Origin of the sequence: Clostridium sp., from assembly GCF_034179595.1 — a bacterium.
In the GTDB taxonomy this organism is placed as follows: Bacteria; Bacillota; Clostridia; order Clostridiales; family Clostridiaceae; genus Clostridium.
The window spans coordinates 1-26,232 of record NZ_JAXFPT010000070.1; the positions used below are offsets into that span (position 1 = coordinate 1).

The window sequence follows — 26,232 nt, forward strand, 5'->3', positions numbered from 1 at the left end:
TTATATATCAGATTCTAGTGATAATTCATTATTCTTAATAAAGCAGGCATCACTTAAAATAACAGAAAAACCTCTTCAAGATATTATAGATATAGAAAACTTAGGCACTGCACCCGCAGTTGATGTAATCTATACTTTTAACATTCCTAAAAACGCTACAACAGATTTATCAACTATTAAAGCTTACTTAAATAATAATGCAATAAATATAAATTATAAAAAATTAGATGATTGTGTATTTTTTAAGCTACCTGTTATACCAGAAATAATTAATAATAAGATATCTAAACTTAGAATAAAATTTAATTGTCATAACAAAAATTCAATATATATTTCTAAAATAACTCTTAAATAATCATTACTATGAAAATACTTTATATTTAAAATTAAAAGGCTACCATATAATATATGGTAACCTTTATTTATAGTTTAATTATATTTATATAAGTTTATCTTCTTTTAATAAATTATACAATGTTGGATTAAAGTTAAATTGATTCATTAAATCTTTAACTTCATTTAAAGCCTTTTCTTTCTTTTCTTTAGATATATTAGATTTTGATGCTCTTATTAATATGTTTTTAGGAGAATGAGCTATATCTATAAATTCTAAAAGTTGTGTTTTATATCCTACACATTCTAAAAGATTTGCTCTAACTGAATCTGTCATTAAAGCTGCAACTCTCTCTTTAACTATTCCATACTTAGTAAGTATAGATAAAGATTCTGCTTTCATTTGATGATTAAATTCATGTTGACAGCAAGGAACTGAGAATATCATTTTTGTATTCCACTTTATAGCATTATATAAAGCGTAGTCAGTAGCTGTATCACAAGCATGTAATGTGATTACCATATCAACTTTATTATTGTATTTAAACCCATTTATATCTCCAAGTTCAAAGTGTAAATTTTCATAATTATATCTTTTAGCTATTTCATTACATTTTTTAATTACGTCTTCTTTAAGATCTAAACCTATCATCTTTACATTTATATTTTTTATCTTTACAAAATAATAATATAAAACAAATGTTAAGTAAGACTTACCACATCCAAAGTCTAATATTGTAAGTTCTTTATAATCATTCTTCTTTATTTCATCATCAATTATTTCTACAAATCTATTTATTTGCTTATATTTATCATATTTTGAATTAACAACCTTACCATCTTTAGTGAAAACTCCTAAATCTATAAGAGGCTCTATGATCATGCCCTCTTTAAGTATGTAATTTTTTTCTTTGTTGTGGCCTTTTTTAGTTAAATTCTCATTATTCATTTTCTTTTTACTTAAAAATACTTTTCCTTTTTTAGAAATCTTTAAGTCAAATGTATAGTTATTAGCCCATGCAGCAATTTGCTTATAATTTCCTTCTATAAATTCTAATAACTTTTCTCCTAAAATATCTTTATCAATGTTTTCATGAAATACTTGTTTATCAGTATATTTTTCTATTTGATAATATTGTTTTTTCTTGTTTTCTTTTAATATAAATGCTATTTTATTATACTTAACATCTTTATTCATTTTATTACTAACAACTATTTTTATTATATCTTCTTTTATAATTTCACTAATTGCTTTCTTTAAATCTTCCATATATACACACCTTATAATTTTTATTTAATATTCTACACAATAATATACAACACTATTATTATTTATAGCAAATTAATCTTTATCCATTTTATAAAAAAAGCCCTTATACACATATCTATTGTAATAAGGACTTAATAAAAATATTTTATTATTTTTTATATGTACTAACCTTGATAAACATTTCTTAAAGCATCACATAATTCTATAAAGCTTGGTTCATCTTGTATATCTTCATAGATTTTTTCTATAGTTTTATCTCCAACTAAATCTTCTATTAATAATCTATTTGTTTCACTATCATCTGTTAATGTTTTAAATATTCTTTCTTGGTTTTTAGTAAAAGTACGGAATAATTTATTCATACATTCAAAAACCTTAACTGCAGGCATTTCAAGTTTTTTACTTACTAATTCTGATATAGTAATATATTCAGATAATCTAAATATTTCTTTATCCTTTGGATTGCTAATTGACTTTCTTACGTTATCATAATCCTCTCCAAACTTACTTATCTTCTTTATAACATTAAGTTCTTCCATTAATAAAGTAAGATCTTTTGCAAATAAGTCAACATTTATTTCGTTGTTCATCTTCATTCCCTCTTTTCATTATCATTATATTGATATCATGTAAAAAATAAACTAAATTATTAAAATTTATAGTCTATTTTATTTAATTTTACAACAAAATTTCATCTTATTAAAGTGTTTTGTTAAATGATTATAGCTAATATACACAAAAATTTTCTATAATAAGAAAAATAAACAAAAGTTATTAATAAGATTTTATTAATAACTCTTGCTATAATTTATTATTTTACAGTTATTTGAGCATCATCTAATTCAATATATTGACCATCTTTTAATGTTACTTTTTCAGTATTTTTAAATTCTTTTTCTGATATTAAACTGCTCTTACTATGGCTACTGTCTTTATAAATTTTTATATCTGCATCATCTTTTAATGCTTTTACATCATATGTTCCTGCTTTTATATCTTTTCCTACTTTATACATTCCATCTTTATAAACCTTATCTTTTGGAGTATTAGATGGTGCTAGTTCTACTGGATATATATCTCCATTTTCTACATCAATATATTGTCCATTCTCTACTGTTACATAGACATTTCCCATTACACTTTCATCAAATATCTCTTGTTCTTTTTTGCTATCTTTTGTTACTTCTACAGAAGTCTCAGCTTCCTTAGTTATTTTATCTCCAACAACTAAATATTCACCTGCAGGTAAGTCCTTTCCAACTTGATAGAACCCAGCTTTATAAACTTTATCATATGCTGAATTATTATTTGATTGTGTAGATTTATTGCTATCTTGTGAACTATTATCATTACTTGATTGTGTGTTTTGTGTGCTATTATCATTTGATTGAGTAGTTTGAGTATTATTTTGCGTATTAGCTGTATCTTTTTTATCTCCTCCACACCCAACTAATAATGATGACCCAATAAGTCCTATAGCGGCTATTAACATTGCCTTTTTCATAACATATTCCTCCCATTTAGATTAAATTTTTAATACCTAATATTAGTATACAATAATTTCTAAGCTATTTTTTTAAATATATTTTTAACAATATAAAAGCCTACCTGTTATAATCTTTATAGCAAGTAGGCTCTTTAAACCTATTTAATTTTTACTTATATAATTATTTACAATTATTTTTTTGGTAATTTGCCTCTTCTTTAATTTCTTTTCTCATTGCATCAAGTGCATGTTGCCTTCTATCATTTTTTGCACTTAATTCTCTTCTTGTATTATCATCATCTGTTTTTTCAATCATTTCATCTGCAAGATGAATATTTTTTATAGTATCACTTATATTTGCCTGTATTCTTTGTACATTATCTCTTCTATCATCTGGATTGTGTTTCATTGTATTTTCCTCCTTTGATAATATAATTAAAAATTTAAGTTTTAGCCAACTAAAGCCTCATTCATATTTTTTGTTTATATAAGTTTTATATACATTGATATTTTTATTAAAATTTATATATTATGGTACTTTATTTTAATCAATAACTGTATTATATTAATACTAAAATTATTATAGGAGACAGAAATATGAAAGTTGATTTTAAAAGAGTTTATGAAAATGAATATCCTTCATTCAGAGAAGATGTTAAGCGTACATTATCTATTGCTGTTATAGATGAATTTGAAGAATATAGTGAAGAAGGCGAAGTTATCTCTGATGAAGAGGTTAATGAATCACTATATAAAGAAAATGCAGAAGCTTATTATGTTTATGTAGATGAAAAAAAGATTGGAGGAATTATAGTAGATATAAATAATACAACTCAACATAATTCACTAGATATATTCTTTGTTTATCCAGAGTTTCATAGCAAAGGCTATGGATATAATATATGGAAAGCCATAGAAGAAAAATATCCAAAAACTAAGGTTTGGGAATTAGTAACACCTTATTTTGAAAAGAGAAATATTAATTTTTATGTTAATAAATGTGGATTTAAAATAGTTGAATTTTTCAATGAATATCATAATAATCCACACTTTGCTTATTCAGAAGGTGGCTTTAAAGAAGAATTCTTTAGATTTGAAAAGATAATGAAATAAAAAAAATAGAGGGAGATTTAATATCCCTCTATTTTTCATCTTATTTAGCTATTCCAATATCTTTTCTAAAATATGCACCTTCAAAGCTTACTTTTTCAATATTTTTATAAACATTTTCTCTAGCTTCTTCTATAGTTTTTCCTCTTCCTATAACTGATAAAACTCTTCCACCACTAGTTACAAGATCATTATCATTTAGCTTTGCACCTGCTATAAATACATCTTCTTTAACATTATCTAAGATATTTATTTTATATCCTGTTTTAATAGACTTTGGATATCCATTTGAAGACATTACAACATTTAAACAAAATCCATCTTTCCATTTAACTTCTATCTCATTTAATCTTTCATCTAAAGAAGCTTCTATAAGATCTAAAAGATCTGTTTCCATAAGTGATAATACAGATTGAGTTTCTGGATCTCCCATTCTAACGTTATATTCAAGCAATTTAGCACCAGATTCTGTAATCATAATTCCAAAGAATATAATTCCCTTAAAATCGAAATTTTCTTCTCTAATTCCAACTAAAGTTTTTTCCATTATGTTTACTCTAAAATCTTCTAAAATTTCTTCTGTAACATAAGGATTTGGGCATAAAGCTCCCATTCCACCTGTATTTGGTCCTTTATTACCATCAAATATCTGCTTATGATCTTTTGCTGAAAGGAATGGTATTATAGTATGTCCATCTGTAATAGATAAAATAGATGCTTCAACACCTTCTAAAAACTCTTCTATTACAACTTTCTTTCCTGCACCTTTAAATATATCTGACACCATGAATAAATCTATAGTTTCTAATGCTTCCTCTAAAGATTCACATATTACAACACCTTTACCAGCTGCAAGTCCATCTGCCTTTATAACAACTGGATACTTGCAAGTTTTAAGATATTCTTTTGCTTTATCTTCTTTATAAAAAACTTCATACTCAGCAGTTTTTACTCCGTATTTTTTCATAAAATCTTTAGAAAAACTCTTACTTCCTTCAAGCCTTGCTCCACTTTTTCCAGGTCCAAATATTTTAAGTCCTTCTTCTTTAAATCTATCAACTATTCCATTTATAAGTGGCTCTTCTGGTCCTACTACAGTTAAATCTATATTATTTTCTTTTGCAAATTTAATTAATTCTTCAATATCAGTTATATCTATATTAATACATTTATTTTCCTTTGCTGTTCCACCATTTCCTGGAGCTACATATATCTTATCAATTTTTTTGCTCTTAGCTAATTTCCATGCTAAAGCATGCTCTCTTCCACCTGACCCAATTAAAAGTATATTCATATCTATATTAAAACTCCTTAATTTTTCTAGTGTTTAAAATGTCTAAGTCCTGTAAATACCATAGCTATTCCATGTTCATTACAAGCATCTATTGATTCTTGATCTCTAATTGATCCACCTGGTTGAATTATTGCTTTAATTCCAGCTTCTGCTGCCTTATCAACAACATCTCTAAATGGGAAGAATGCATCTGATGCAAGTATTGTAGCTCCAACTCCTCTTTTTAAAGAATCTTCAGTTGGCCATATTCTATTAACTTGACCTCCTCCAATTCCAAGTGCTACTCCATCTTTTGCAACTACTATAGCATTTGATTTAACGTATTTTACTACCTTCATACCAAATAATAAATCTTGCATTTCTTTTTCTGTTGGAGCTTTCTCTGTTACAACCTTTATCTCATCAATTAATTTTTTATCTTCTTCTTGAACTAATATTCCACCATCTACTGTAACCATATATCTATCATCTTTAGGTGCATTTTCGCATCTAAGAACTCTTAAGTTTTTCTTAGTCTTTAGTATTTCTAATGCACCTTCATCATAGCTAGGTGCTATAATTACTTCTAAGAATATTTTAACCATTTCTTCGGCTGTCTTTTTGTCAACATTTCTATTAAATGCAACAATACCTCCAAATATTGAAGTCTTGTCCACTTCATATGCTTTCATATATGCTTCGTATATATCTTTTCCTGTTGCAACTCCACATGGTGTATTATGCTTTAATGCACAGCAAACTGGCTCTTCAAATTCATTAACGCATTTCCATGCAATATCTACATCTTTAAAATTGTTATATGATAATTCCTTACCATTTAATACATCAAAAGTATTCATTGCTCCATCTACCATAGTTGACTCATAAAATGCTGCGCTTTGATGAGAGTTTTCTCCATATCTTAATCCTTGTTTTTTTCTATATGAAACTGATAGATATTCTGGATATTCTTCATCATCTAATAAAAAGTTTGAAATAGCTGCATCATATGCACTCATTAGATTAAATACCTTACCTGCTAATTTCTTTCTAAATTTAGTTGATACATCTCCGTTTTCTTCAATTTCATTCATTACATTTTTATAATCATTTTTATCTGATATAACTACAACATCATTAAAGTTTTTAGCAGCTGCTCTAAGCATTGTTGGACCACCAATATCAATAAATTCTACCTTTTCATCAAAACTTAAATCTTCACGAACCTTTTGGAAGAATGGATATAAATTAACTACAACATAATCAATTGTATTAATTTCCCTTGAATTTAATGTATTCATATGTTCAGTATTATCTCTAATTGCAAGTATACCTGCATGGATAATTGGGTGAAGAGTTTTAACTCTTCCATCTAACATTTCTGGAAAATCTGTTATTTCATTTACTTCAATTACAGGTACACCATTTTCCTTTAAATGTCTATATGTTCCTCCTGTTGATATAATTTCAACATCTCTATCATTTAAGAATTTTGCAAATTCTAAAACTCCTTCTTTATCAAATACACTAATTAAAGCTCTCTTTTTCATGAAAAGGTCCTCCCTATTTTAAAATATTTACTCTACCACTTTTAATCTCTATTTTACCTTCGCTTATATACTTAATAGCTAAAGGAAGTAATTTATGTTCTTTTTCTAATATCCTTTTTTGAAGCTCCTCTGCTGTATCTTCAAAATATACTGGAACTGTTTCTTGAAGAATTATTTCTCCACCATCAACTTCATCATTAACAAAATGAACAGTACACCCTGATACCTTTACTCCCTTATTAATTGCTGCCTTATGAACATTAATTCCATACATCTTATCACCACAAAATGCTGGAATTAAAGATGGATGAATATTTATAATTTTGTCTTTATATTCTTTTAAAATTTCACCATCTAATATAGATAAATATCCAGCAAGAACGATTAAATCTATTTGTTTTTTTCTTACAAGTTCTAATATTTTATCTGATGTATTTTGTCCATATTCTTTTTTTGATACTACAAATGTATCTATATTATGCTTTTTACCTCTTTCAAGTGCATATATTCCTTCTTTGCTTCCTACAATCATTTCTATTTTGCAATCTAAAAAACCATTTTCTATATTGTCTATTATTGATTGCAAGTTGCTTCCACTTCCAGATGCAAGGACTGCTATTTTAAACAAATCCCCTCACCTCCTGAAATAATGCTTCCTATTTCATAGGCTTCTTCTCCCATTTCTGATAAGTCTTTAATTATACTATCTACATCTTTTTCATTTACACATAATACAAACCCTATACCCATGTTGAAAGTATTATACATATGATCTTTATCTACCCCAAGTTCAATCATTTTTTCAAATATTTCTGGAAGAGGATAGCTATCTTTATTTATAACAGCTGTTAAATTTTCACTACTAAACATTCTTGGAACATTTTCAATAAATCCTCCACCAGTTATATGAGACATACCCTTTATCTCGTATTTTTCTAATAAACTTAAAACTGGCTTAACATATATCTTTGTAGGTACAAGTAATGTTTCCCATAAAGGCTTTCCTAAAAACTCTTCATCTAAATCTTTAAATAATTTTCTAACTAATGAATATCCATTTGAATGAATTCCTGATGATTTAATTCCAATTAGCTTATCTCCAGGCTTTATATTTTTCCCATTTATAATTTTATCTTTATTAACTATTCCTACTGCAAACCCTGCTACATCATAATCTCCATCTTTATAAAAACCTGGCATTTCAGCTGTTTCTCCACCAATTAATGAACAATCTGACATTAAACATCCATCTACTACGCCTTTTACTAAATCTGATGAAACTTCAGCTTCAAGCTTTCCACATGCTATATAATCTAAGAAAAATAATGGTTTAGCACCATGGCATAAAATATCATTTACACACATAGCAACGCAATCAATCCCAACTGTATCATATTTTCTCTTTTTACATGCAATATCAATCTTAGTACCAACTCCATCTGTACCTGAAACTAAAACTGGTTTTTCATATCCTGATGGAAGCTCTACCATTCCAGCAAATGAACCAAGCCCATTTAAAACATATTCTCCCATAGTTTTCTTTGCATATTCTTTTATAAGCTTAACTGATCTATAGCCTTCTTCAATATTTACTCCACTATCTTTGTAAGTTATCATATATTAAATCCTACCTTTCAAGATTATCATCTAATGCTTCCATTGGTGCTGATACTGGATATATTCCATTAAAACATCCAACACAGAAATTACGTCTTCCATTACAGCTTGCATATACACCTTCAAGGCTTAAATATCCTAAAGAGTCGCAACCTATTGTTTCTCTTATTTCTTCTACACTCTTATTTGCACCTATTAATTCACTTCTATATGGCGTATCTATTCCAAAATAACATGGATACTTAACTATAGGTGAAGCAACTAAGAAATGTACCTCTAAAGCTCCTGCTCTTCTTAATGATTCAATTAAGTGCTTTGAAGTTGTTCCTCTAACTATTGAATCATCTATTAAAATAACTCTTTTTCCCTTTACATTAATCTTTAATGGATTAAGCTTAACTGCAACTGCTCTTTCTCTCATTTCTTGAGAAGGAGTTATAAATGTTCTTGCTATATATCTATTTTTAATAAATCCAATATCATAAGGTATTCCAGATGCTTTTGCATATCCCATAGCAGCCGGTATTCCAGAGTCTGGTACTGCAACTACTAAATCTGCATCTATTGGATGTTCTTTAAAAAGTTCTTCTCCTTGTTTAACCCTTGTAGTATGAACATCTAATCCATCTATAGTAGAATCTGGTCTTGCAAAGTATATATATTCAAAAGAACAAGTTTGACATAATGTATTTTCTGAATATCTATAACTCTTAATTCCATTTTCATCTATAACAACTATTTCACCTGCTGCAACATCTCTTACAAATTCTGCTCCAACTGCATCTAAAGCACAACTTTCAGATGCTAATACATAACCTTCTTCATATCTTCCAATACATAATGGTCTTATTCCATTTGGATCTCTTACACCAATTAGTTTATCTTTTGTCATAATTACCATAGCAAAAGATCCTCTAACTGCTGATATTGCATCAATCACAGCTCTTTCAATACCTTTTTTTGCACCTCTTGCTATAAGACTTGTTATAACTTCTGAATCTACTGATGTATGAAATACTTGTCCACCGTCTTCTAATAACTCTCTTATAACATCACCATTTACTAAGTTTCCATTATGAGCTGTTGCTATAGGTCCAAGTTTTGTAATGCTTAAAAGTGGTTGTGAATTCTCAATTGTCTTAGCTCCTGCTGTAGAATATCTAACATGTCCAATTGAAATGTGTGCATTTTCATTTCTTAGCTTTTCTAAATCTTCTCTATTAAAAGCTTCTGTTATAATCCCAAGTCCTTTATGTGCTTTTATATCTTCTCCATTAGCTACTGCAATCCCTGTGCTTTCTTGTCCTCTATGTTGAAGTGCATATAATCCGTAATATGTTACAGATGCAACATCCATTGGTCTGCTTGAATAGACTCCAAAAACACCACATTCATCTTTAAACTTATCATTTTGTGGATCCATAATATCAAAATTATGTGGCTTAATCATAAGACACTACCTCTCTTTTTTAAATTAGTTTCTACCCTTTAATTCTTTTTAATATTTCTTGATATGCTTCTTCTACATTTCCCATATCTCTTCTAAATCTATCTTTATCTAGTTTTTCTCCAGTTGTAGCATCCCAGAATCTACAAGTATCTGGTGATATTTCATCAGCTAAAAGAATTTCTCCGTTTTCATCTCTTCCAAATTCTATCTTAAAATCTATTAGATTTATATTTTGTTTTTTGAAGAACTCTTTTAGTAAATCATTTATTTTAGCTGTCATTTCATAAATCTTATTAAGCTCTTCGAAAGTTGTAGCTCCAATTCCTACTGCATGATAATCATTTATAAGTGGATCACCTAAACTATCATCTTTATATGATAATTCAAATACTGTAGTCTTTAAGTTAAATCCTTCTTTAAGTCCAAGTCTTTTTGCCATACTTCCTGCTGCTACATTTCTAACTATTACTTCAAGAGGTACTATCTCTACCTTCTTACATAATTGATCTCTATCATTTAGCTTCTTTATAAAGTGAGTTTTTATGTTAGCTTCATTTAACATTTCAAATATTGTAGATGTTATTGCATTATTTAAAACCCCTTTATTATCTATTGAAGCTTTCTTTTCTCCATTAAATGCTGTTGCATCATCTTTATAATGAACTATAACTTCATTTTCCTTATCAGTTTTAAATATTTGCTTTGCTTTTCCTTCATATAACATTTCTAATTTATTAGTCATTATAATTCCACTCCTTCAGTATTTTCTTCTATGAATCTTTTTTTCATTGTATTTCTAAAATTTATTAAATCTTTTTTAAGTTCTGGATATTTTAATGAAAGCATTTGAACTGCTAACATTCCTGCATTATAACTATTATTTATTCCAACTGTTGCAACTGGGATTGATTTTGGCATCTGTACTATTGAAAGTAGTGCATCTATCCCTTCAATTGCAGCTTTTACAGGAACACCTATAACTGGAATTGTTGTATGACTTGCAATTACTCCTGGAAGGTGTGCTGCAAGGCCTGCGCCTGCAATTATAACTTCACACCCTTCATTTTCTATTTCTTTTAAAGTTTCAACAAGTTTTTCTGGTACTCTATGTGCAGATAATACATATGCTTTATATTCAACATTGAATTCCTTTAAAGCATTTGCAGCACCTTTCATAACTTCTGTGTCTGATTTACTCCCAAAAAATATTGCTACTTTCATCTAAAACACCCCTTATTTAAAATAATTTACTCCTGATCTAAATATCTTTTGATCAAAGTCTCCTATTATATTTTTATAAAGATTTTCTCCAATTCTTTCACTATGAGCCATTTTACCAAGTATTCTTCCGTCTTTACTTGTTATACCTTCTATTGCTAGTAATGAACCATTTGGATTATATGGCATATCCATTGTTGCATCTCCATTTAAATCAACATACTGTGTAGCTATTTGCCCATTTTCTTTAAGCTCATTTAATAATTTCTCTGGTGCAACAAACTTACCTTCACCATGTGATATTGGAACTTTATGAATATCTCCAAGTTCAACTTCACTAAACCAAGGTGATTTTTTAGATACAATCTTTGTATTTACCATACTTGACATGTGCCTATTTATATCATTGTAAGTTAAAGTTGCCATATCCTCTTCTATATCTCTTATTTCTCCATATGGAAGTAATCCTAACTTTATAAGCGCTTGGAAGCCATTACATATTCCAAGAATTAATCCATCTCTATTATTTAAAAGATCCATGACGCTTTCTTTTATTTTTTCATTTCTAAATATTGTAGCTATAAATTTAGCTGATCCGTCTGGTTCATCTCCTGCTGAGAATCCTCCTGGAAGCATTATTATTTGTGATCTATCAATTTCTCTTTTAAGATTATCTATTGATTCTAAAAGAGCTTCTTTATTTAAATTTCTTAAAAGCACTTCTGAAACTTCTGCCCCTTCATCTCTAAATGCTCTTGCACAATCATATTCACAGTTAGTTCCTGGGAATACTGGAATTACAACTCTAGGTTTTGCTACTTTAATCTTTGCTGATGTAGCTCCTTTTTCTTCTTTTAAATCTATTTTTATCTTTTCATTGCTTTCTTTTGTCTTTGATTTAAATACTGGTTCTAATTTTTCTTCGTAAGCATTTTGTAAATCTTCTATATCAAAATTTATATCATACTCATCAGATCTAATCTTTAAGCTTTCTAAAGTCTTACCAATAACTTTATATGTTGTTTCTTCAAATGCTTTTTCTATATCTACATCTTCTAAAACTTCTAATACTAAGCTTCCATAATTAAATCCAAACAACTCTTCTTTTGAAAGATTATTTATTAAAGCCCCAATTCTATTTCCTAAAGCCATCTTTGTAATTGCTTCTGAAACTCCTCCAAATTTAAGTGAATAAGCTGATATTACTTTTCCTTCAGAAATAAGTTCATATAACTTTTCTAAGTTTTTCTTAAAGCCTTCCATTTCGATTGTTCCATCTTCTAATTTTCTTGACTTTAAAAGCACTATAGTTGAATTTGTTTTCTTAAATTCTGGTGATATAATATTGCTTGCTTTTTCTACTGCTACTGCAAATGATACTAAACTTGGTGGAACATCTATATCTCCAAAGCTTCCTGACATAGAATCTTTTCCTCCAATTGCAGGGATTTTAAGATCCATTTGTGCTTTATATGCCCCAAGTAATGCACTAAATGGTTTTCCCCATCTTTCTTCATCATTTCCAAGTTTTTCGAAGTATTCTTGAAGTGTTAATCTTACTTTTCTATAATCTCCACCCATAGCAGCTATCTTAGTAACTGATTCTATTACTGAGTAAAATGCCATATGGAAAGGACTCCATGTTCCAAGGTAAGGATTAAAACCATATGCCATAAGTGAAGCATCTTTACTTTCTCCATTTAATACTGGAATCTTTGCTGCCATTCCTTCAGCAGGAGTTTTTTGATATTTCCCACCAAGTGGCATAAGGACTGTATTACTTCCTATAGTTGAATCAAATCTTTCTATTAATCCTTGTTTTCCACAAACATTTAATTCTTTTAAAATCTCTATCCACTTTTCTTTTACATCACAGTCTTTAACTTCATATGGATATTCTGATGGAGATTTAACCTTTATATTTGTAACTTGAGTTGCTCCATTTGTATCTAAAAAGCTTCTTTTAATATCAACTATTAAATTGCCTCTCCATTTCATCTGTAATCTTTCATTAGATGTAACCTCTGCAACTACTACAGCTTCTAGGTTTTCTTTTTCTGAAAGCTTTATAAACTTTTCTGCATTCTCTTTATTTACAACTACAGCCATTCTCTCTTGAGATTCTGATATTGCAAGTTCAGTTCCGTCTAAGCCATCATATTTTTTTAATACCTTATCTAAATCTATGATAAGACCTCTGCATAATTCTCCGATTGCAACAGATACTCCACCTGCCCCAAAATCATTACATCTTTTTATCATTGTAGAAACTTCTTTATTTCTAAATAATCTTTGTATCTTTCTTTCAACTACTGGATTTCCTTTTTGAACTTCTGCTCCACAGCTTTCTATTGACTTTTCAGTGTGCTCTTTAGATGAACCTGTTGCCCCTCCAATTCCATCTCTTCCAGTTCTACCTCCAAGTAAAATTACTAAATCTCCTTCACTTGGTTCTTCTCTTACCACATTTTCCTTTGGTGCTGCTGCAATAACAGCTCCAATTTCCATTCTTTTTGCCACATAATTTGGATGATATACTTCATCAACTTGTCCAGTTGCAAGACCTATTTGATTTCCATATGAGCTATATCCATGAGCTGCTCCAAGTGTTATTTTTCTTTGTGGAAGCTTTCCTTTTAAAGCTTTATCTACACTTTGAGTTGGATCAGATGCTCCAGTTACTCTCATAGCTTGATATACATAAGTTCTTCCTGATAGAGGGTCTCTTATAGCACCACCTAAACATGTTGCTGCTCCTCCAAATGGTTCAATTTCAGTTGGATGGTTATGAGTTTCATTTTTAAACATTAAAAGATACTCTTCTATTCCATTATTAGTTTCTAAATTAACTTTTATTGAACATGCATTTATTTCATCTGAAAGATCTAAATCATTAAGCATTCCTTTAAGCTTCATCTCTTTCATTGTGATTACTGCTATATCCATAAGGCTTATTTTTCTATCTGTATCTTTTCCATATACAAAATCTCTTGATTTTATATAAGCTTCATATGATTTTTTTATTGGATTTGTATATTTACTTTCTTCAATTTGGATTTCTTTTATAGATGTTTCGAATGTAGTATGTCTACAGTGATCTGACCAATAAGTATCAATAACTTTAATTTCTGTTATACTAGGATCACGATTTTCTTCTTTAAAATAATCTCTTATCATTTCTAAATCTTCTAGACTCATTGCAAGTCCTAAACTTTTGTAGAATTTTACTAGATCTTCTTTTTCTTTATTTATAAATCCATTTAATATTTCTACATCCTTTGGAAGGCTAGACTCTTTTGACAATTCATTTGAGTATATATCTACTTCTCTTGAATCAACAGGATTGATATAGTAGTTTTTTATTTTTTCTACTACTTCTTTAGATAAGTTTCCTTTTAAGATAATAACTTTTGCTGACTTTACTTCTACTCTATTTTCTGCTGTTAGTAGCATTATGCATTCTTCTGCTGAATCAGCTCTTTGATCATACTGCCCTGGTAAATATTCAACTCCAAAAGCAATTTCATCATCTTCTATATTAATTTTTTCTTCATATACATTATCTACTGGTGGTTCTCTAAAAATTGTATGTAACGCTTGTCTATAATAATTATCCTCAATTTCTCCTATTATATACTTATTTAAAATTCTTACATTTTCTAAGTTTTCAATTCCTAAATTCTCTCTAAAATCATTTAATAAAAGCTTAGCTTCTATATTAAATCCTTCTTTTTTTTCAACAAAGATTATTCTATTATTAACCATCTTCTCCCACCTCTCTAGCTATAAAACACGAACTTTATTGTTATTTTCCAATATTTGTTTTGCTGATTTTAGAATATCATTAACCAAACTTAATGTCAACATTTTTGTTTTATTTAATTATATAATTCGTATATAAACGAAATATATAATTAAATAAAACAAAATAAGTACGTATAATTTATATTAATTATATTTATTTGTAAAATAATACTTTTTATTACATTAAAATATTAGTATATAAATATTCTATAAATATTCGTAGTAAGTCTATTTTATTTTTATTTAAATCAATAAAAAAGCTGGTGATTTACACCAGCAATCTCAAACCTACGTAACCCTCTATTTTGGAAGGTCTTTATTATTATTTCATATTTCAAAGTATTTATTCTAAAATATTAATCTTAATATTTAATTTAATTAAATATATTCTTTACTAAATTTTTAATCCAATTTATAAAACCTTTGCTCTCTTCCTTAACTTCCTCGTTGTTATTTTCTTTTTCTTGTACCTTTATCTCATTTGTCTTCATTATAAACTTTACACTACCATCCATTTCATTACTTTTTCCTGTAAATGTATCATATTCATTTGATAGTTCTACAAGTTTGTCTTTAGTTTTAACCAAATCATCAATCTTTTGTATAGCTTCTTGCCCTTCATTATTTAATTCTTTTATACCTTCTTTATCAAATTTTTGCATTCCTTCATTTAATTTTGTACTTCCTTCTGCAAGATCTCCTATCCCTTCTTCTAGTTCTGGTAGACTTTTTATTAATTCTCTTGCTCTACTTATATTATCTTTTTGAAGTGCACCTTTAGTTATTCTTAAAATATCTTCACTATCTTTTAAATCTTGTTGCATTGAAAGTAATTTTTCAGTTAGGTTTTTAACCTCCTTAATATCTATATCTCCATTAACTTCTGAAAGATTTTTTTCAATTTCATTTATTGTATTTTCTGATTTTTTTAAATCACTAGAAAATTTATCAATATCTTTTAATAATTTAGGATTTCCTTTTAATGCATCAATCATTTTATTTATTGATTCTATATTATCTTTATTTGCTTCTATATCTTTTGACACTTCTATTAAATTAGACTTTAATCCATTAATAACTTTTAAGTCATCAGCATTTAAACTTAATATTCCATCTCCAAGTTGTTTTATTAAAGTCTTAGAAGCTTCGCTTTTATAATTTGAATAAAAATTAGCTATTGCATTTCTAGAATTTGAATTTGATAAGACTTCATCTGTTACTCTTATTAATGGCTCTAATCCCTTTAATTCATTTATATTACTCATCATTTCATTCATACTTTGTCCATATGCAGACATTTTTTGTGTATCTAAGTTAATTTGATTTTCTGTAAAATCATTTTCTGTAAGACCATTTATAACATTTTTTAAATTTTGTCCCTTAGCTCCATATACTGCTTCAATATATTGATTTGTTTTAATCTTAGCCTCTTCTAAAGACATATTATTTTGCTTCATATCACAAACCATCATAGCTTTTAATATTAGATAGCTTGATCCAAATACCTCAATATCCTTAGACATTTGAGTTATATTATTTATATTTTCATCACTTAAAAGACTTTGTGTCTTTTTAAGATTAGAGTCTACCCCAAGTAGAAAATTATTTGTTTTTTGATTTAAATTTGAACCTGGTGATGAATTAATAGAACCTGTTATAGTATTTGCTATAGGTAATGCTGCATTTTTAGCTTCATTTGCTGATTTTATTAGGTTTTGTCCACTTATCAAGTTTTCTCCACTTAATATCGAAACCATTCCATTTAACTTATCTAAAGTCTTTTGGTCTATACTTTCATAATTGTCCTTTAATACTAAAGTATCTTGTAATAATTTATTAAAATTATCATCACTTGAAAGACCTTTAAATGTATTAACTGATGATTGTATAAGCTCTTTACTTTCAAGTATGCTTTGACCATCTTGTATTAATTCTTTAACTGTACTTATATTTTTATCCGTAAGTAAAGATAGCATTTGTCTAAAATTATTTGTATCTATATTTTTAGCAAAATATGCATCATCAATTAGCTTATTTGCCTTTTTTATTTGATTATCTGAATTTATTATTCCTAACATTTCATTTAAGCTATCATTACTTTTTAATTCACTTTTACTCTCGTCTAACTTAACTTTTGCCTTTAGCATTCCTTCATTTAATGCCTTTGTTCCTTTAAGAAGCTCATTTGAAGCATCATTTAACTTATTTAATGAATTTTTTATCTCTTCTAACGTATCTGCTTTTTTTAAATTACTTAAATCCGGTAATTCTGTTGTTGCAGTTATCATTATAGGTCCAAGTTCAAAGCTATTAGTATAACCCTCTATAACAAGTTTATTATTTAAATTTATATCTAAATCCTTATCATTAATGTCTAAGCTTTCCTTTAACCCTGGAAATGCTGCAAATGTTACTATGTTATTATTACCTTCTGAAAGCATAGTTCCTTCATTTATTGTAACATCTTTAAATTTATCAACTGGCAACGTAACAACAGTAGCTGTTGTTATTGGAGTATATATAGTTTTATTTTTCCCATTAATATCTACTGACTTTGATTTCTTGTTTGTAAATTCTAATTCTATCTTTATCTTACCTGATTTTCCTGCAAGTTCATCTTCATTAATTTTTTTATCATCTAAATAATAATTTATGCTAACATCAAACGGAAGCTCTTTATCTGTTTCACCTTTATAATAAAGATCACTACTATCTACTTTCCATTTTAATTTATCTCCATCTTTAACTGGCTTATCATCACCTTTTATGTTTTCTATATTTTTAAGGCTTGTTTCATCTTCTACGTCTATATTACCTTTATCTGAATGTATCCAATTTGTTACAGTTTTCTTTTCCACATTCCCACTAGAATCTAAATTTACATAAACACTTTCTTCTTTTTTAATTTCTAAAGCTCCAGCAATTGTAGTCATTCCCATTGAACCTATCATAACTAATAGAATTAATCTTTTAGACATTCCCCTGTACATAAACTTCTCCCCCTTATATCTCCCTAAATCTTCTTCCATTTAATTGATGTTTTATTTATTAATTCTTCTGAAATTATTAAAAACGATGGAAGTATTAAAAGTATTACTGCCATACTAATAAGCGCACCTCTAGAAATTAAAAAGCATAAACTTCTAATTAATGCCATATCTGAAACTATAGCTACAGCACCAGTTGCACCAAAGAATGTAAGTCCAGATGTAACTATAGATCTAGCTGATCCTTTTATTGCAGTTAATATTGCCTCTTGTTTTTTCTGTCCTTTTCTAAGTTCTTCTCTAAATCTAGATGTCATTAAAATCGCATAATCAACAGTAGCTCCAAGTTGTATAGTACCAATTACTATACTTGCTACAAAAGGAATCTTATTGCCTGTATAATACGGAATCCCCATATTTATAAATATTGCAAACTCTATTACAGAAACTAATAATACAGGTATTGATATTGATTTAAATACTATTAAAATTATTAAAAATATTGCTATTATTGAGTATATTGATACCATTTTAAAATCTTTATCTGTAGTTGTTATTAAATCTTTTGTAAGAGCTCCTTCCCCTGCAACTACTGCATTTTCATCATATCTTTTTATTAAACTTATTATTTCATCAATTTGTTTATTCTCTTCATCTTTGGCAGCTTTGTATTCTGAATTTGCAAGGATAAGATTATATCCGCCTTTTTTAAATATTTCTCTTATATTTTCTGGAACAAAATCTTCTGGTATGCTTGGCCCTACTAAACTATCATAAGAAATTACATTACTAATTCCTTGTATATCTTTTATTTCATCTGATATCTCTTTTATCTTATAAGCTTTAACATCATCACTTATCAAAATAAAATGTGTTGTCATCATATTAAACTTATCTTTTAATTTATTTGTTGCAACTACAGACGGCATATCACTAGGTAAGGTTTCATCTATGTTATAGTAAACCTTAGCTTTCTGAGAGCCAAATATAGAAGGCACAAGTAAAACTAAAAAGATTAATATAAACACTTTATAATTAGTAGTTACTATATTTGATAATTTATCAAATTTAAGTGATATAGTTTTATGTTTATGCTTATAAATAAGCTTATCAAAGGTTAGTATTAAAGCTGGAAGCACAGTTACAGAACAAATAACTCCTAAAACTACTCCTTTTGCCATAACAATTCCTATATCTTTTCCAATAGTTAAATCCATAGCACATAAAGCTAAAAATCCTGCAATAGTTGTTAATGATGAACCCGAAATAGACAGCATTGTTGTAGAAATTGCCTCTGCCATAGCTTCTTTTTTATCATCATATTTTATAACTTCTTCCTCATACCTATGCATTAAAAAGATAGAATAATCCATCGTAACTCCTAGCTGCAATACTGCTGCTAAAGCTTTGGTTATATATGATATTTCACCAAAAATAATGTTTGTTCCAAGGTTAAATAATATTCCAATTCCTATAGATATTAAAAATATTACAGGAATAAATGTAGATTCAATAGAAACAAGTAAAACTATAACAGAAATAATAACTGCTAATATTATATAAAATGGAGTTTCATTATCTACTAAGTCTTTTGTATCTTTAAGTATTGCTGACATTCCACTTATAAAGCATTGCTTGTTAGTTATAGATCTTATTTCTTCTATTGCATTTAATGTATCTTCTGCTGCACAAGAATTTTTATATTTAATAATCACCATAGTTGAGTCTTCATTAAATAATTGATTCTTAACTGCGTCTGGAAATATTTCTTTTGGAACAGATATATCTAATGCATCATCTGTCCAAATAACATTTTCTACACCCTTAACTTCTTTAATCTTCTCTTTAATTTCTACAATGTCTTTCTCTTTCATTCCTTCTATTACGAGCATCGATGTTGCAGCATCTGAATAAACTTCATCTAATATATTTTGCCCTTTAGTAGAATCTAAATCTTGTGGTAAATAACTTAAAATATCATAATTAATTTTTGTATTTGCCATTCCAAAAATCATTGGAACTATTAATATCATTGTAAAAACTAATACTATTTTTGTATGATTAGAAATCCATCTACTAAATTTTTTCACTTTACTTCCTCCTTCCTATGACTAAATGTCAATAACTATCATTTGAGTATATGCACTTAACTAAAAAATTTTGCTATATTTTTAAAATATCTTATAAATATCTTAATCTATATGCTAAATACTGTTTTAAGAATTAAACTTATTGTATAATAGCCTTATAATATTTTTTAAAGGAGTGTTTTTTATTGTTTGGTTATGTAACTCCTCTAAAACCTGAATTAAAAATAAGAGAATATAATCAATTTAAAAGTTATTATTGTGGAGTTTGTTTTGCTATAAAGAATTTATATGGAAACATTCCAAGAATGACCTTAAATTATGATATGACATTTTTAGCATTACTTTTAGATGGATTAATCAAAGAAGATTTAAATATAGAATTAAAAAGATGCATTGCTCACCCTGATAAAAAGAAACCTGTAATATTAAATAATACAGCTATAAATTATGCAGCTAGCATGAATGTATCACTTGTTTATTACAAATTACTAGATGACATAAATGATGATAATTCATTAAAAAGTAAATTTTCATTATTATTTATGAAGCCTTATCATAAGAGCTTCCCAGATTCTATAGTAAAGATAAATTCAGTGATTGAAAAAAATTTAAATAAACTTTCAAGCTTAGAAAAAACTAAGGATTTTAAATTTATAGATGAAATATGTGATCCATTTAGTATAATTGTTGGAACTATATTAAAAGAATTTCCATATGAACTTAAAAATGATTCTAAAGAACTTAGAGAACAACTTTACCTTTTTGGTTATTCTCTTGGAAAATGGATATATTTAATGGATGCTTTAGATGATTTAGAAGAAGATATGAAAAATAATAAATTTAATCCTATTAATTTTTTATATAATAAGGATAATTTGCCTTATAAGGAATTTTTAGATAATATAAAACAAAGATTAGAATTTAGTATATTTAACTGTGCATACACATGCAAAGAAATTCTTGACAGTCTTCCACTTAATCGTAATAAAGAGATTTTAGAAAATATAATTAATCTTGGAATGATGGATAAATACATAAAGGTTACAAATAAATGTAGAAACAAAAAGAAAGGTAGTGAAAAATATGAATCCATATGAAGTGCTTGGTGTAAAAGAAGGTGCATCTCAATCTGAAATTAAAAGTGCTTACAGAAAACTTGTAAAACAATATCACCCTGATCAATATGGAGATAATCCTCTTAAGGATTTAGCTCAAGAAAAGCTTGCTGAAATAAACAAAGCTTATGATATGTTAACAAAAGGAAATAATAATTCAAATAATAATGGATATAACACAGGATATAATAATAGTAATAACTATAATAATAACTCTAATGATGCTTATGCATTTCAAGAAATCAGAAGATATATTCAATCTGGCAATATAATAGCTGCTGAAAATAGATTAAATTCTATGAGTAACAGAAATGCTGAATGGAACTTTTTAATAGGTGCATGTCATCTTAGAAAAGGTTGGTTTGATTCAGGAATTCAGTATGTTCAAAATGCTGTAAATATGGATCCAAATAACTTTGAATATAGACAAACATTAAATCAATTTAATTCAAGAGCAACAAATTATGGCAATCCTTATAGAACTTCTACTTCTGGAGGTAATGATGCGTGCGACTGTTGTTTTAAACTTTGGTGTTTAGATAGCCTTTGCGAATGTTTTGGCGGGGATTTAATAGGTTGTTGCTAATTTAAATTTTGGAGATTGAAATTTATGAATAATTTAAAAGCTAAGGATATAACTTTAGGAGGAATATTAATTGCATTAACTATAATTACTTTATACCTTAATTTAATTATACCGATTAATACTTTTGCTATACTTACGATTTCATCATGTTATGTACCCATTGCTATTATCAAAGACAATATAAAACTTGGAGTCTTAGTATATGTAGCATCTTCTATTATAGGGTTTTTAATTATACCTTTAAATATAATGATTCCTTTTGTATTATACTTTGGAATTTTTGGCTTAGTTAAATTTTATATCGAGAAACTTAAAAATTTACCTTTAGAAATAATATTAAAATTAGCATTTTCTAATTTAATGTTATTTTTAGGATACTTTTTATTTACTTCTTTTGTTGGACCTATTAATTTCAAGCTTCCATTATGGATGTTATTAATCTTATTACAATTTGTATTTATAATTTTTGATTATGCATTAACGCTTATAATAACATCTTTCATAACTAGATTTAATAAAATTTAAAAAACTCTGTGTAATTTACACAGAGTTTTTATATATCCTTATAATAACTTATATAATTGTTTTTCTAAAAGAACTCCTTCTTTTGCATTATAATCGTACTGCATACTATATTTTATACATTCTTTAACAAAATCTGCTGATTTATTAGTTGCATCTAAAAGATTAGAACCTTTTAAAAGTTCAGTTGAAAGAACTCCTGTAAATATATCTCCTGTACCTGGATATGATTTAGAAAGTTTTTCATGATATAAAATATTTATATATTTTCCATCATAAACAGCTATACCTATCTTATCTTCTTTACAAGGTACAGATGTTATAATTATATTTTTAGCTCCCATTTCTCTTAAACTAAAAATTATATCCTTTATATCTTTTTCATTAAAATTTTCTATATCATAATCTTTTTTCCCTATTAAATATAACGCTTCAGTAAAATTTGGTGTAATTACATCACTAAACTTTAAAAGCTTTCTCATATATTCTACATATTCTTCTGAAAACCCAGTATAAAGCCTTCCGTTATCTGCAAAAACAGTATCTAATATAACTATTCCTTCTTTATTGTTTTCTAAATAATCTATAGTTTGTATTATTTTATCTATTGTACCTAGATACCCTATAATAGTTAAATCAAAATTAATACCATTCTCTCTTATAGATTCTATTGATCTTTTTATAAAATTTTCAGTATCTAATTTAGAAATTGGATCAAATCCACCTAAATGACTTGATAACATAAAAGACGGTATTGGACATGCTTCAATCCCTCTAATACTAATTATTGGAATGATATTAGTAAGTGATGCTTTTCCTATAGTACATAAACTATGTATTATAAGAGCTCTTTTTATAGGTTTTTTCAAAACGCTCTCCTCATTTCTTGTTTTTTAATCAACCTTTAAAGTAAAAGTTTTTGTCGCTGATTTTATAGCTACTGATAAAGGTATTGCTATAACTATTCCAATTGCCGTTGTTGTAATTGATGTTAAAAGTGATGTTACAGCTCCTTGCCATCCTTTAAATATTAACCAATTACAAATAAAATATCCTATTAAAGATACCAATCCCCCTAATATGAATCCTATTATATTTTGGATTATGCTTGTACCATTTTTCCCATTCAAAAACGCAATCTTTCCAGCTACATATCCTGTTAATCCCTTGATTATAAATGTTGGAATTACCCATAAAACAAATGCAGGAGTTAAAGCATCCATAAGCGCACTCCCTATAGCTGCTGGAATTATTGCTTTTTCTCCTATTAAAACAGAAATTATAAATATTACTGTAGTTCCAAGATGTATCATTGAAACCCCTGCCCCTATTGGAATTTCAACATGAATATAAGTTCCTAAAAAAACTAATGCTGAAAACATAGCCATAATCACAAGTTTACTTGTACTCATTTTTTTCATTTCTTCACCTCAAACAATAAATATTTTATGATTATATTATTATCAGCTAATAGTAATGTCAAATGTACCGATACATTAAAAAAGACTATCTTCACATCCTTGAAGATAGTCTTAATTTTTTTATTCCATTAATTTTGTAATTTTCTTACTAAATATTAGTAGTATTACACCTAATCCGATACATACACCTGCTATTGTTGCGAATATTTCCATAGGTCCGAAAGCTTCCATTGTTGATGCAACAGCCCCAGCTAAAAGATTAGCTACTCCTGATGCTGCAAGCCACATACCCATTAATAATGATGCATATTTAATAGGTGCAAGCTTAGATACCATTGATAATCCTATTGGTGATAAGCATAATTCTCCAATAGTATTAAATAAGTATGTTAATACTATCCACCACATGCTAGCTTTTGCAACTGGATTTTCTGTTCCTCCAATTGATGCACATGCTGCTACCATGAATAAGAATCCAACACCTAAAACAATCATACCCATTGCCATCTTAACTGGAACTGGTAAATCGCCTTTTTCTCTATTAGCTAACTTAAACCATAATTTTGCTAATATTGGTGAAAGAATAAGTACGAATATTGGGTTTACTGATTGGAACCATGAAACTGGAATTGTCATTCCAAAGAAATCTCTATTAGTAAATTCTTTAGTAAACATTGTTAATGAACTTCCTGCTTGTTCAAATCCTGTCCAGAAGAAAATAACAAAGAATGCTAATATAAATATTGATGCAATTCTTCTCTTTTCTTGCTTAGTTAAAGGTTTATTGCTAACTTCTTTTTCTGATTTTTCTACCTTTTCTGGTTTTTCACCTAAATTTGGTAAATACTTAGGTGAGAAAACTAAGAATATTATTCCTGCAAATATCATTCCTATAGCTGCTGCTAAGAAACCATATTTAAATCCATAATGTAGAACTTCTCCATTTGCTCCCACTTTCGCAAATATATCTTCTGCTAATAATCCACATACTAAAGGTGCTATTAATGATCCTACATTTATACCCATATAGAATATTGTAAACGCTGAATCCTTACGTTTATCACCTGGTTCATAAAGTTGACCAACTATTGTTGATATATTAGGTTTGAAGAAACCATTTCCGATTATAAGTAATATTAAACCTATATAAAGTCCAATTCTAGTACCATCTATAAATAACATAAAGTTACCTATTGCTAGTATAATTGCTCCAATTATTATAGCTTTCTTTTGACCTAAGAAATTATCTGCAAGCCATCCACCAAATATTGGAGTAAAGTATGTAAATCCTGTATATACAGCGTATATAAGTGCCCCTGAACTTACATCAAATCCTAAACCACCTTGTACGAAGCTTACTGTTAAATAAAGCATTAACAGCGCTCTTAATCCATAATAACTAAATCTTTCCCACATTTCTGTTAAGAATAATAGATACAAACCTGGCGGATGTTTTAATCTACTTTTGTTAACAGATGTATTTACTGCTGACATAAAACTGCTCCTTTTCATTTGTTTATCTTTATGTTAAATATCTTTTGCAATTTAATTTATTTAAAAATTCTTCAAAATAAATCTTGCTTCTGAAAATATAATAACATTTTATCGACTTAATTTCAAGTTATTTATAACTTTTATTTAATCAAATTAATGTTTTTATAGAATTTATATACAAATTTGTATTAAAAATTATTAATTTATCAAAAAGCTTCTATTTTTTTCATGTAGTTTTTATTAATTTACCATTTAAATATTTGTATTTTTTCATGATACACTTGCTTTTTTATAGGGAACAATTGCAAGTTTAACTAAGATATTATTTATTTTTCTAATTTTATAACTCTTAAAATCATAAAATAAACACTAAAAGGACTAGAAAAAATTCTAGCCCTTTTACTTATAAAATATCTATATATTACTTTTGTATATCTATTTTTATGTAGATAATTCTTGTAACTTACTTAATGCATGTGCTGCTTTATCTTCATCAACAAGTACAACTAATAAATCTCCAGATAATATTTGTGTACTTCCCTTTGGAATTATCTCTTTTCCGCCTCTTTTAATTGCAACTACAAGGCATTCACTTGGCCAATTTATATTTTTTATTAAATTACCTTCAATTTCACTACCTATAAATACTGATAATTCTAAAAGTGTCTTCTTTACATATGGCTTACAATCATTTTGGCATTCTGAATCATCACAACTTTTAAGTTTTCTTTCAAGTAAACTTTCATAAATAGGTTCTGATTTTAAAATATCTGATGTTATATAAGAAATTATTACAACTGTAGTAAGTGCTAATAAATGTTCAAAAGATCCTGACATTTCTGTTATTAAAACTATTCCTGTAATTGGTGACTTTACTATTGATGCAAAGTGTCCTGCCATTGCAAA

Annotated in this window: 23 protein-coding genes; 5 read left to right on the top strand and 18 right to left on the bottom strand. The window is 27.6% G+C overall.

The genetic code is table 11. The annotated features are described in order from the left end of the window. Positions 1-355 (top strand): hypothetical protein (locus SPJ33_RS08865; RefSeq protein WP_321117607.1); only part of this gene is annotated, 355 nt, incomplete at its 5' end. Positions 356-439: 84 nt separating this feature from the next. Here SPJ33_RS08865 and SPJ33_RS08870 read toward each other — a convergent pair. The 4 genes from SPJ33_RS08870 to tlp all read right to left on the bottom strand — a co-directional run bounded on the left by SPJ33_RS08870 (position 440) and on the right by tlp (position 3,498). Further along, on the bottom strand, positions 440-1,603 hold the full coding sequence (locus SPJ33_RS08870; protein WP_321117608.1) for an SAM-dependent methyltransferase: 1,164 nt from the start codon (positions 1,601-1,603) through the stop codon (positions 440-442). Between the two features lie 164 nt (positions 1,604-1,767). Further along, a complete protein-coding gene (locus tag SPJ33_RS08875) occupies positions 1,768-2,193 on the bottom strand; it encodes a hypothetical protein (protein WP_321117609.1) in 426 nt (141 codons plus the stop codon). Between the two features lie 221 nt (positions 2,194-2,414). Further along, on the bottom strand, positions 2,415-3,107 hold the full coding sequence (locus SPJ33_RS08880; protein WP_321117610.1) for a hypothetical protein: 693 nt from the start codon (positions 3,105-3,107) through the stop codon (positions 2,415-2,417). Between the two features lie 163 nt (positions 3,108-3,270). Further along, positions 3,271-3,498: a small acid-soluble spore protein Tlp gene (tlp, locus tag SPJ33_RS08885; protein ID WP_321117611.1), complete on the bottom strand. Its 228-nt coding sequence runs from the start codon at positions 3,496-3,498 to the stop codon at positions 3,271-3,273. A gap of 188 nt (positions 3,499-3,686) precedes the next feature. Between tlp and SPJ33_RS08890 the strand changes: the two genes are divergently transcribed. Beyond that, entirely contained in the window at positions 3,687-4,202 is a 516-nt protein-coding gene (locus SPJ33_RS08890) for a GNAT family N-acetyltransferase (protein WP_321117612.1), read from the top strand. 40 nt (positions 4,203-4,242) lie between these two features. On the opposite strand, the gene purD is transcribed toward SPJ33_RS08890, so the two are convergent. From purD to SPJ33_RS08940, 10 genes are all read right to left on the bottom strand, one after another. Beyond that, a complete protein-coding gene (purD, locus tag SPJ33_RS08895; protein WP_321117613.1) occupies positions 4,243-5,493 on the bottom strand; it encodes a phosphoribosylamine--glycine ligase in 1,251 nt (416 codons plus the stop codon). Positions 5,494-5,519: 26 nt separating this feature from the next. Continuing rightward, positions 5,520-7,022: a bifunctional phosphoribosylaminoimidazolecarboxamide formyltransferase/IMP cyclohydrolase gene (purH, locus tag SPJ33_RS08900; protein WP_321117614.1), complete on the bottom strand. Its 1,503-nt coding sequence runs from the start codon at positions 7,020-7,022 to the stop codon at positions 5,520-5,522. A 13-nt stretch (positions 7,023-7,035) separates the two neighbouring features. Then, positions 7,036-7,650: a phosphoribosylglycinamide formyltransferase gene (gene purN / locus SPJ33_RS08905; RefSeq protein ID WP_321117616.1), complete on the bottom strand. Its 615-nt coding sequence runs from the start codon at positions 7,648-7,650 to the stop codon at positions 7,036-7,038. Continuing rightward, on the bottom strand, positions 7,638-8,639 hold the full coding sequence (gene purM / locus SPJ33_RS08910; protein WP_321117617.1) for a phosphoribosylformylglycinamidine cyclo-ligase: 1,002 nt from the start codon (positions 8,637-8,639) through the stop codon (positions 7,638-7,640). The genes purN and purM overlap by 13 nt, the downstream gene beginning before the upstream one ends. A 10-nt stretch (positions 8,640-8,649) precedes the next feature. Then, a complete protein-coding gene (purF, locus tag SPJ33_RS08915; protein ID WP_321117618.1) occupies positions 8,650-10,089 on the bottom strand; it encodes an amidophosphoribosyltransferase in 1,440 nt (479 codons plus the stop codon). 31 nt (positions 10,090-10,120) lie between these two features. Next, positions 10,121-10,831, bottom strand: a complete 711-nt coding sequence (gene purC / locus SPJ33_RS08920) for a phosphoribosylaminoimidazolesuccinocarboxamide synthase (protein ID WP_321117619.1) — start codon at positions 10,829-10,831, stop codon at positions 10,121-10,123. Then, on the bottom strand, positions 10,831-11,310 hold the full coding sequence (gene purE, locus SPJ33_RS08925) for a 5-(carboxyamino)imidazole ribonucleotide mutase (RefSeq protein ID WP_321117620.1): 480 nt from the start codon (positions 11,308-11,310) through the stop codon (positions 10,831-10,833). The genes purC and purE overlap by 1 nt, the downstream gene beginning before the upstream one ends. Positions 11,311-11,322: 12 nt before the next feature. Next, entirely contained in the window at positions 11,323-15,072 is a 3,750-nt protein-coding gene (locus SPJ33_RS08930) for a phosphoribosylformylglycinamidine synthase (RefSeq protein WP_321117621.1), read from the bottom strand. Between the two features lie 413 nt (positions 15,073-15,485). After that, positions 15,486-18,101: a hypothetical protein gene (locus tag SPJ33_RS08935; protein WP_321117622.1), complete on the bottom strand. Its 2,616-nt coding sequence runs from the start codon at positions 18,099-18,101 to the stop codon at positions 15,486-15,488. Between the two features lie 23 nt (positions 18,102-18,124). Next, a complete protein-coding gene (locus tag SPJ33_RS08940) occupies positions 18,125-20,188 on the bottom strand; it encodes an efflux RND transporter permease subunit (protein ID WP_321117623.1) in 2,064 nt (687 codons plus the stop codon). Positions 20,189-20,373: 185 nt separating this feature from the next. On the opposite strand from SPJ33_RS08940, the gene SPJ33_RS08945 reads away from it, so the two are divergent. Genes SPJ33_RS08945 through SPJ33_RS08955 form a run of 3 tightly spaced genes read left to right on the top strand, consistent with a single transcriptional unit; the run spans position 20,374 to position 22,414 of the window. Further along, complete coding sequence (locus SPJ33_RS08945; protein ID WP_321117624.1) at positions 20,374-21,285, top strand: DUF5685 family protein; 912 nt, start codon at positions 20,374-20,376, stop codon at positions 21,283-21,285. After that, the gene (locus SPJ33_RS08950) at positions 21,272-21,889 is read left to right on the top strand and encodes a J domain-containing protein (RefSeq protein WP_321117625.1); all 618 of its coding nucleotides are present in this window, start codon (positions 21,272-21,274) and stop codon (positions 21,887-21,889) included. Before SPJ33_RS08945 ends, SPJ33_RS08950 begins: the two co-directional genes overlap by 14 nt. 24 nt (positions 21,890-21,913) lie before the next feature. Next, a complete protein-coding gene (locus SPJ33_RS08955; protein WP_321117626.1) occupies positions 21,914-22,414 on the top strand; it encodes a hypothetical protein in 501 nt (166 codons plus the stop codon). A 38-nt stretch (positions 22,415-22,452) separates the two neighbouring features. Here SPJ33_RS08955 and SPJ33_RS08960 read toward each other — a convergent pair whose 3' ends face one another. The 4 genes from SPJ33_RS08960 to SPJ33_RS08975 form a co-directional block, all read right to left on the bottom strand. Beyond that, complete coding sequence (locus tag SPJ33_RS08960) at positions 22,453-23,280, bottom strand: pyridoxamine kinase (protein WP_321117627.1); 828 nt, start codon at positions 23,278-23,280, stop codon at positions 22,453-22,455. Between the two features lie 24 nt (positions 23,281-23,304). Then, complete coding sequence (locus SPJ33_RS08965; protein WP_321117628.1) at positions 23,305-23,832, bottom strand: ECF transporter S component; 528 nt, start codon at positions 23,830-23,832, stop codon at positions 23,305-23,307. A 120-nt stretch (positions 23,833-23,952) separates the two neighbouring features. Beyond that, entirely contained in the window at positions 23,953-25,326 is a 1,374-nt protein-coding gene (locus SPJ33_RS08970; protein ID WP_321117629.1) for a peptide MFS transporter, read from the bottom strand. A 441-nt stretch (positions 25,327-25,767) separates the two neighbouring features. Next, on the bottom strand, positions 25,768-26,232 hold a 465-nt coding region (locus SPJ33_RS08975), incomplete at its 5' end, for a TrkA C-terminal domain-containing protein (protein WP_321117630.1).

Excerpts from the sequence above, each read along its gene's own strand:
- SPJ33_RS08870 (WP_321117608.1), bottom strand. The coding sequence starts at position 1,603 with ATGGAAGATTTAAAGAAAGCAATTAGTGAAATTATAAAAGAAGATATA.
- SPJ33_RS08875 (WP_321117609.1), bottom strand. The coding sequence starts at position 2,193 with ATGAACAACGAAATAAATGTTGACTTATTTGCAAAAGATCTTACTTTA.
- SPJ33_RS08880 (WP_321117610.1), bottom strand. The coding sequence starts at position 3,107 with ATGAAAAAGGCAATGTTAATAGCCGCTATAGGACTTATTGGGTCATCA.
- tlp (WP_321117611.1), bottom strand. The coding sequence starts at position 3,498 with ATGAAACACAATCCAGATGATAGAAGAGATAATGTACAAAGAATACAG.
- SPJ33_RS08890 (WP_321117612.1), top strand. The coding sequence starts at position 3,687 with ATGAAAGTTGATTTTAAAAGAGTTTATGAAAATGAATATCCTTCATTC.
- purD (WP_321117613.1), bottom strand. The coding sequence starts at position 5,493 with ATGAATATACTTTTAATTGGGTCAGGTGGAAGAGAGCATGCTTTAGCA.
- purH (WP_321117614.1), bottom strand. The coding sequence starts at position 7,022 with ATGAAAAAGAGAGCTTTAATTAGTGTATTTGATAAAGAAGGAGTTTTA.
- purM (WP_321117617.1), bottom strand. The coding sequence starts at position 8,639 with ATGATAACTTACAAAGATAGTGGAGTAAATATTGAAGAAGGCTATAGA.
- purF (WP_321117618.1), bottom strand. The coding sequence starts at position 10,089 with ATGATTAAGCCACATAATTTTGATATTATGGATCCACAAAATGATAAG.
- purC (WP_321117619.1), bottom strand. The coding sequence starts at position 10,831 with ATGACTAATAAATTAGAAATGTTATATGAAGGAAAAGCAAAGCAAATA.
- purE (WP_321117620.1), bottom strand. The coding sequence starts at position 11,310 with ATGAAAGTAGCAATATTTTTTGGGAGTAAATCAGACACAGAAGTTATG.
- SPJ33_RS08930 (WP_321117621.1), bottom strand. The coding sequence starts at position 15,072 with ATGGTTAATAATAGAATAATCTTTGTTGAAAAAAAAGAAGGATTTAAT.
- SPJ33_RS08935 (WP_321117622.1), bottom strand. The coding sequence starts at position 18,101 with ATGTACAGGGGAATGTCTAAAAGATTAATTCTATTAGTTATGATAGGT.
- SPJ33_RS08950 (WP_321117625.1), top strand. The coding sequence starts at position 21,272 with ATGAATCCATATGAAGTGCTTGGTGTAAAAGAAGGTGCATCTCAATCT.
- SPJ33_RS08955 (WP_321117626.1), top strand. The coding sequence starts at position 21,914 with ATGAATAATTTAAAAGCTAAGGATATAACTTTAGGAGGAATATTAATT.
- SPJ33_RS08965 (WP_321117628.1), bottom strand. The coding sequence starts at position 23,832 with ATGAAAAAAATGAGTACAAGTAAACTTGTGATTATGGCTATGTTTTCA.
- SPJ33_RS08970 (WP_321117629.1), bottom strand. The coding sequence starts at position 25,326 with ATGTCAGCAGTAAATACATCTGTTAACAAAAGTAGATTAAAACATCCG.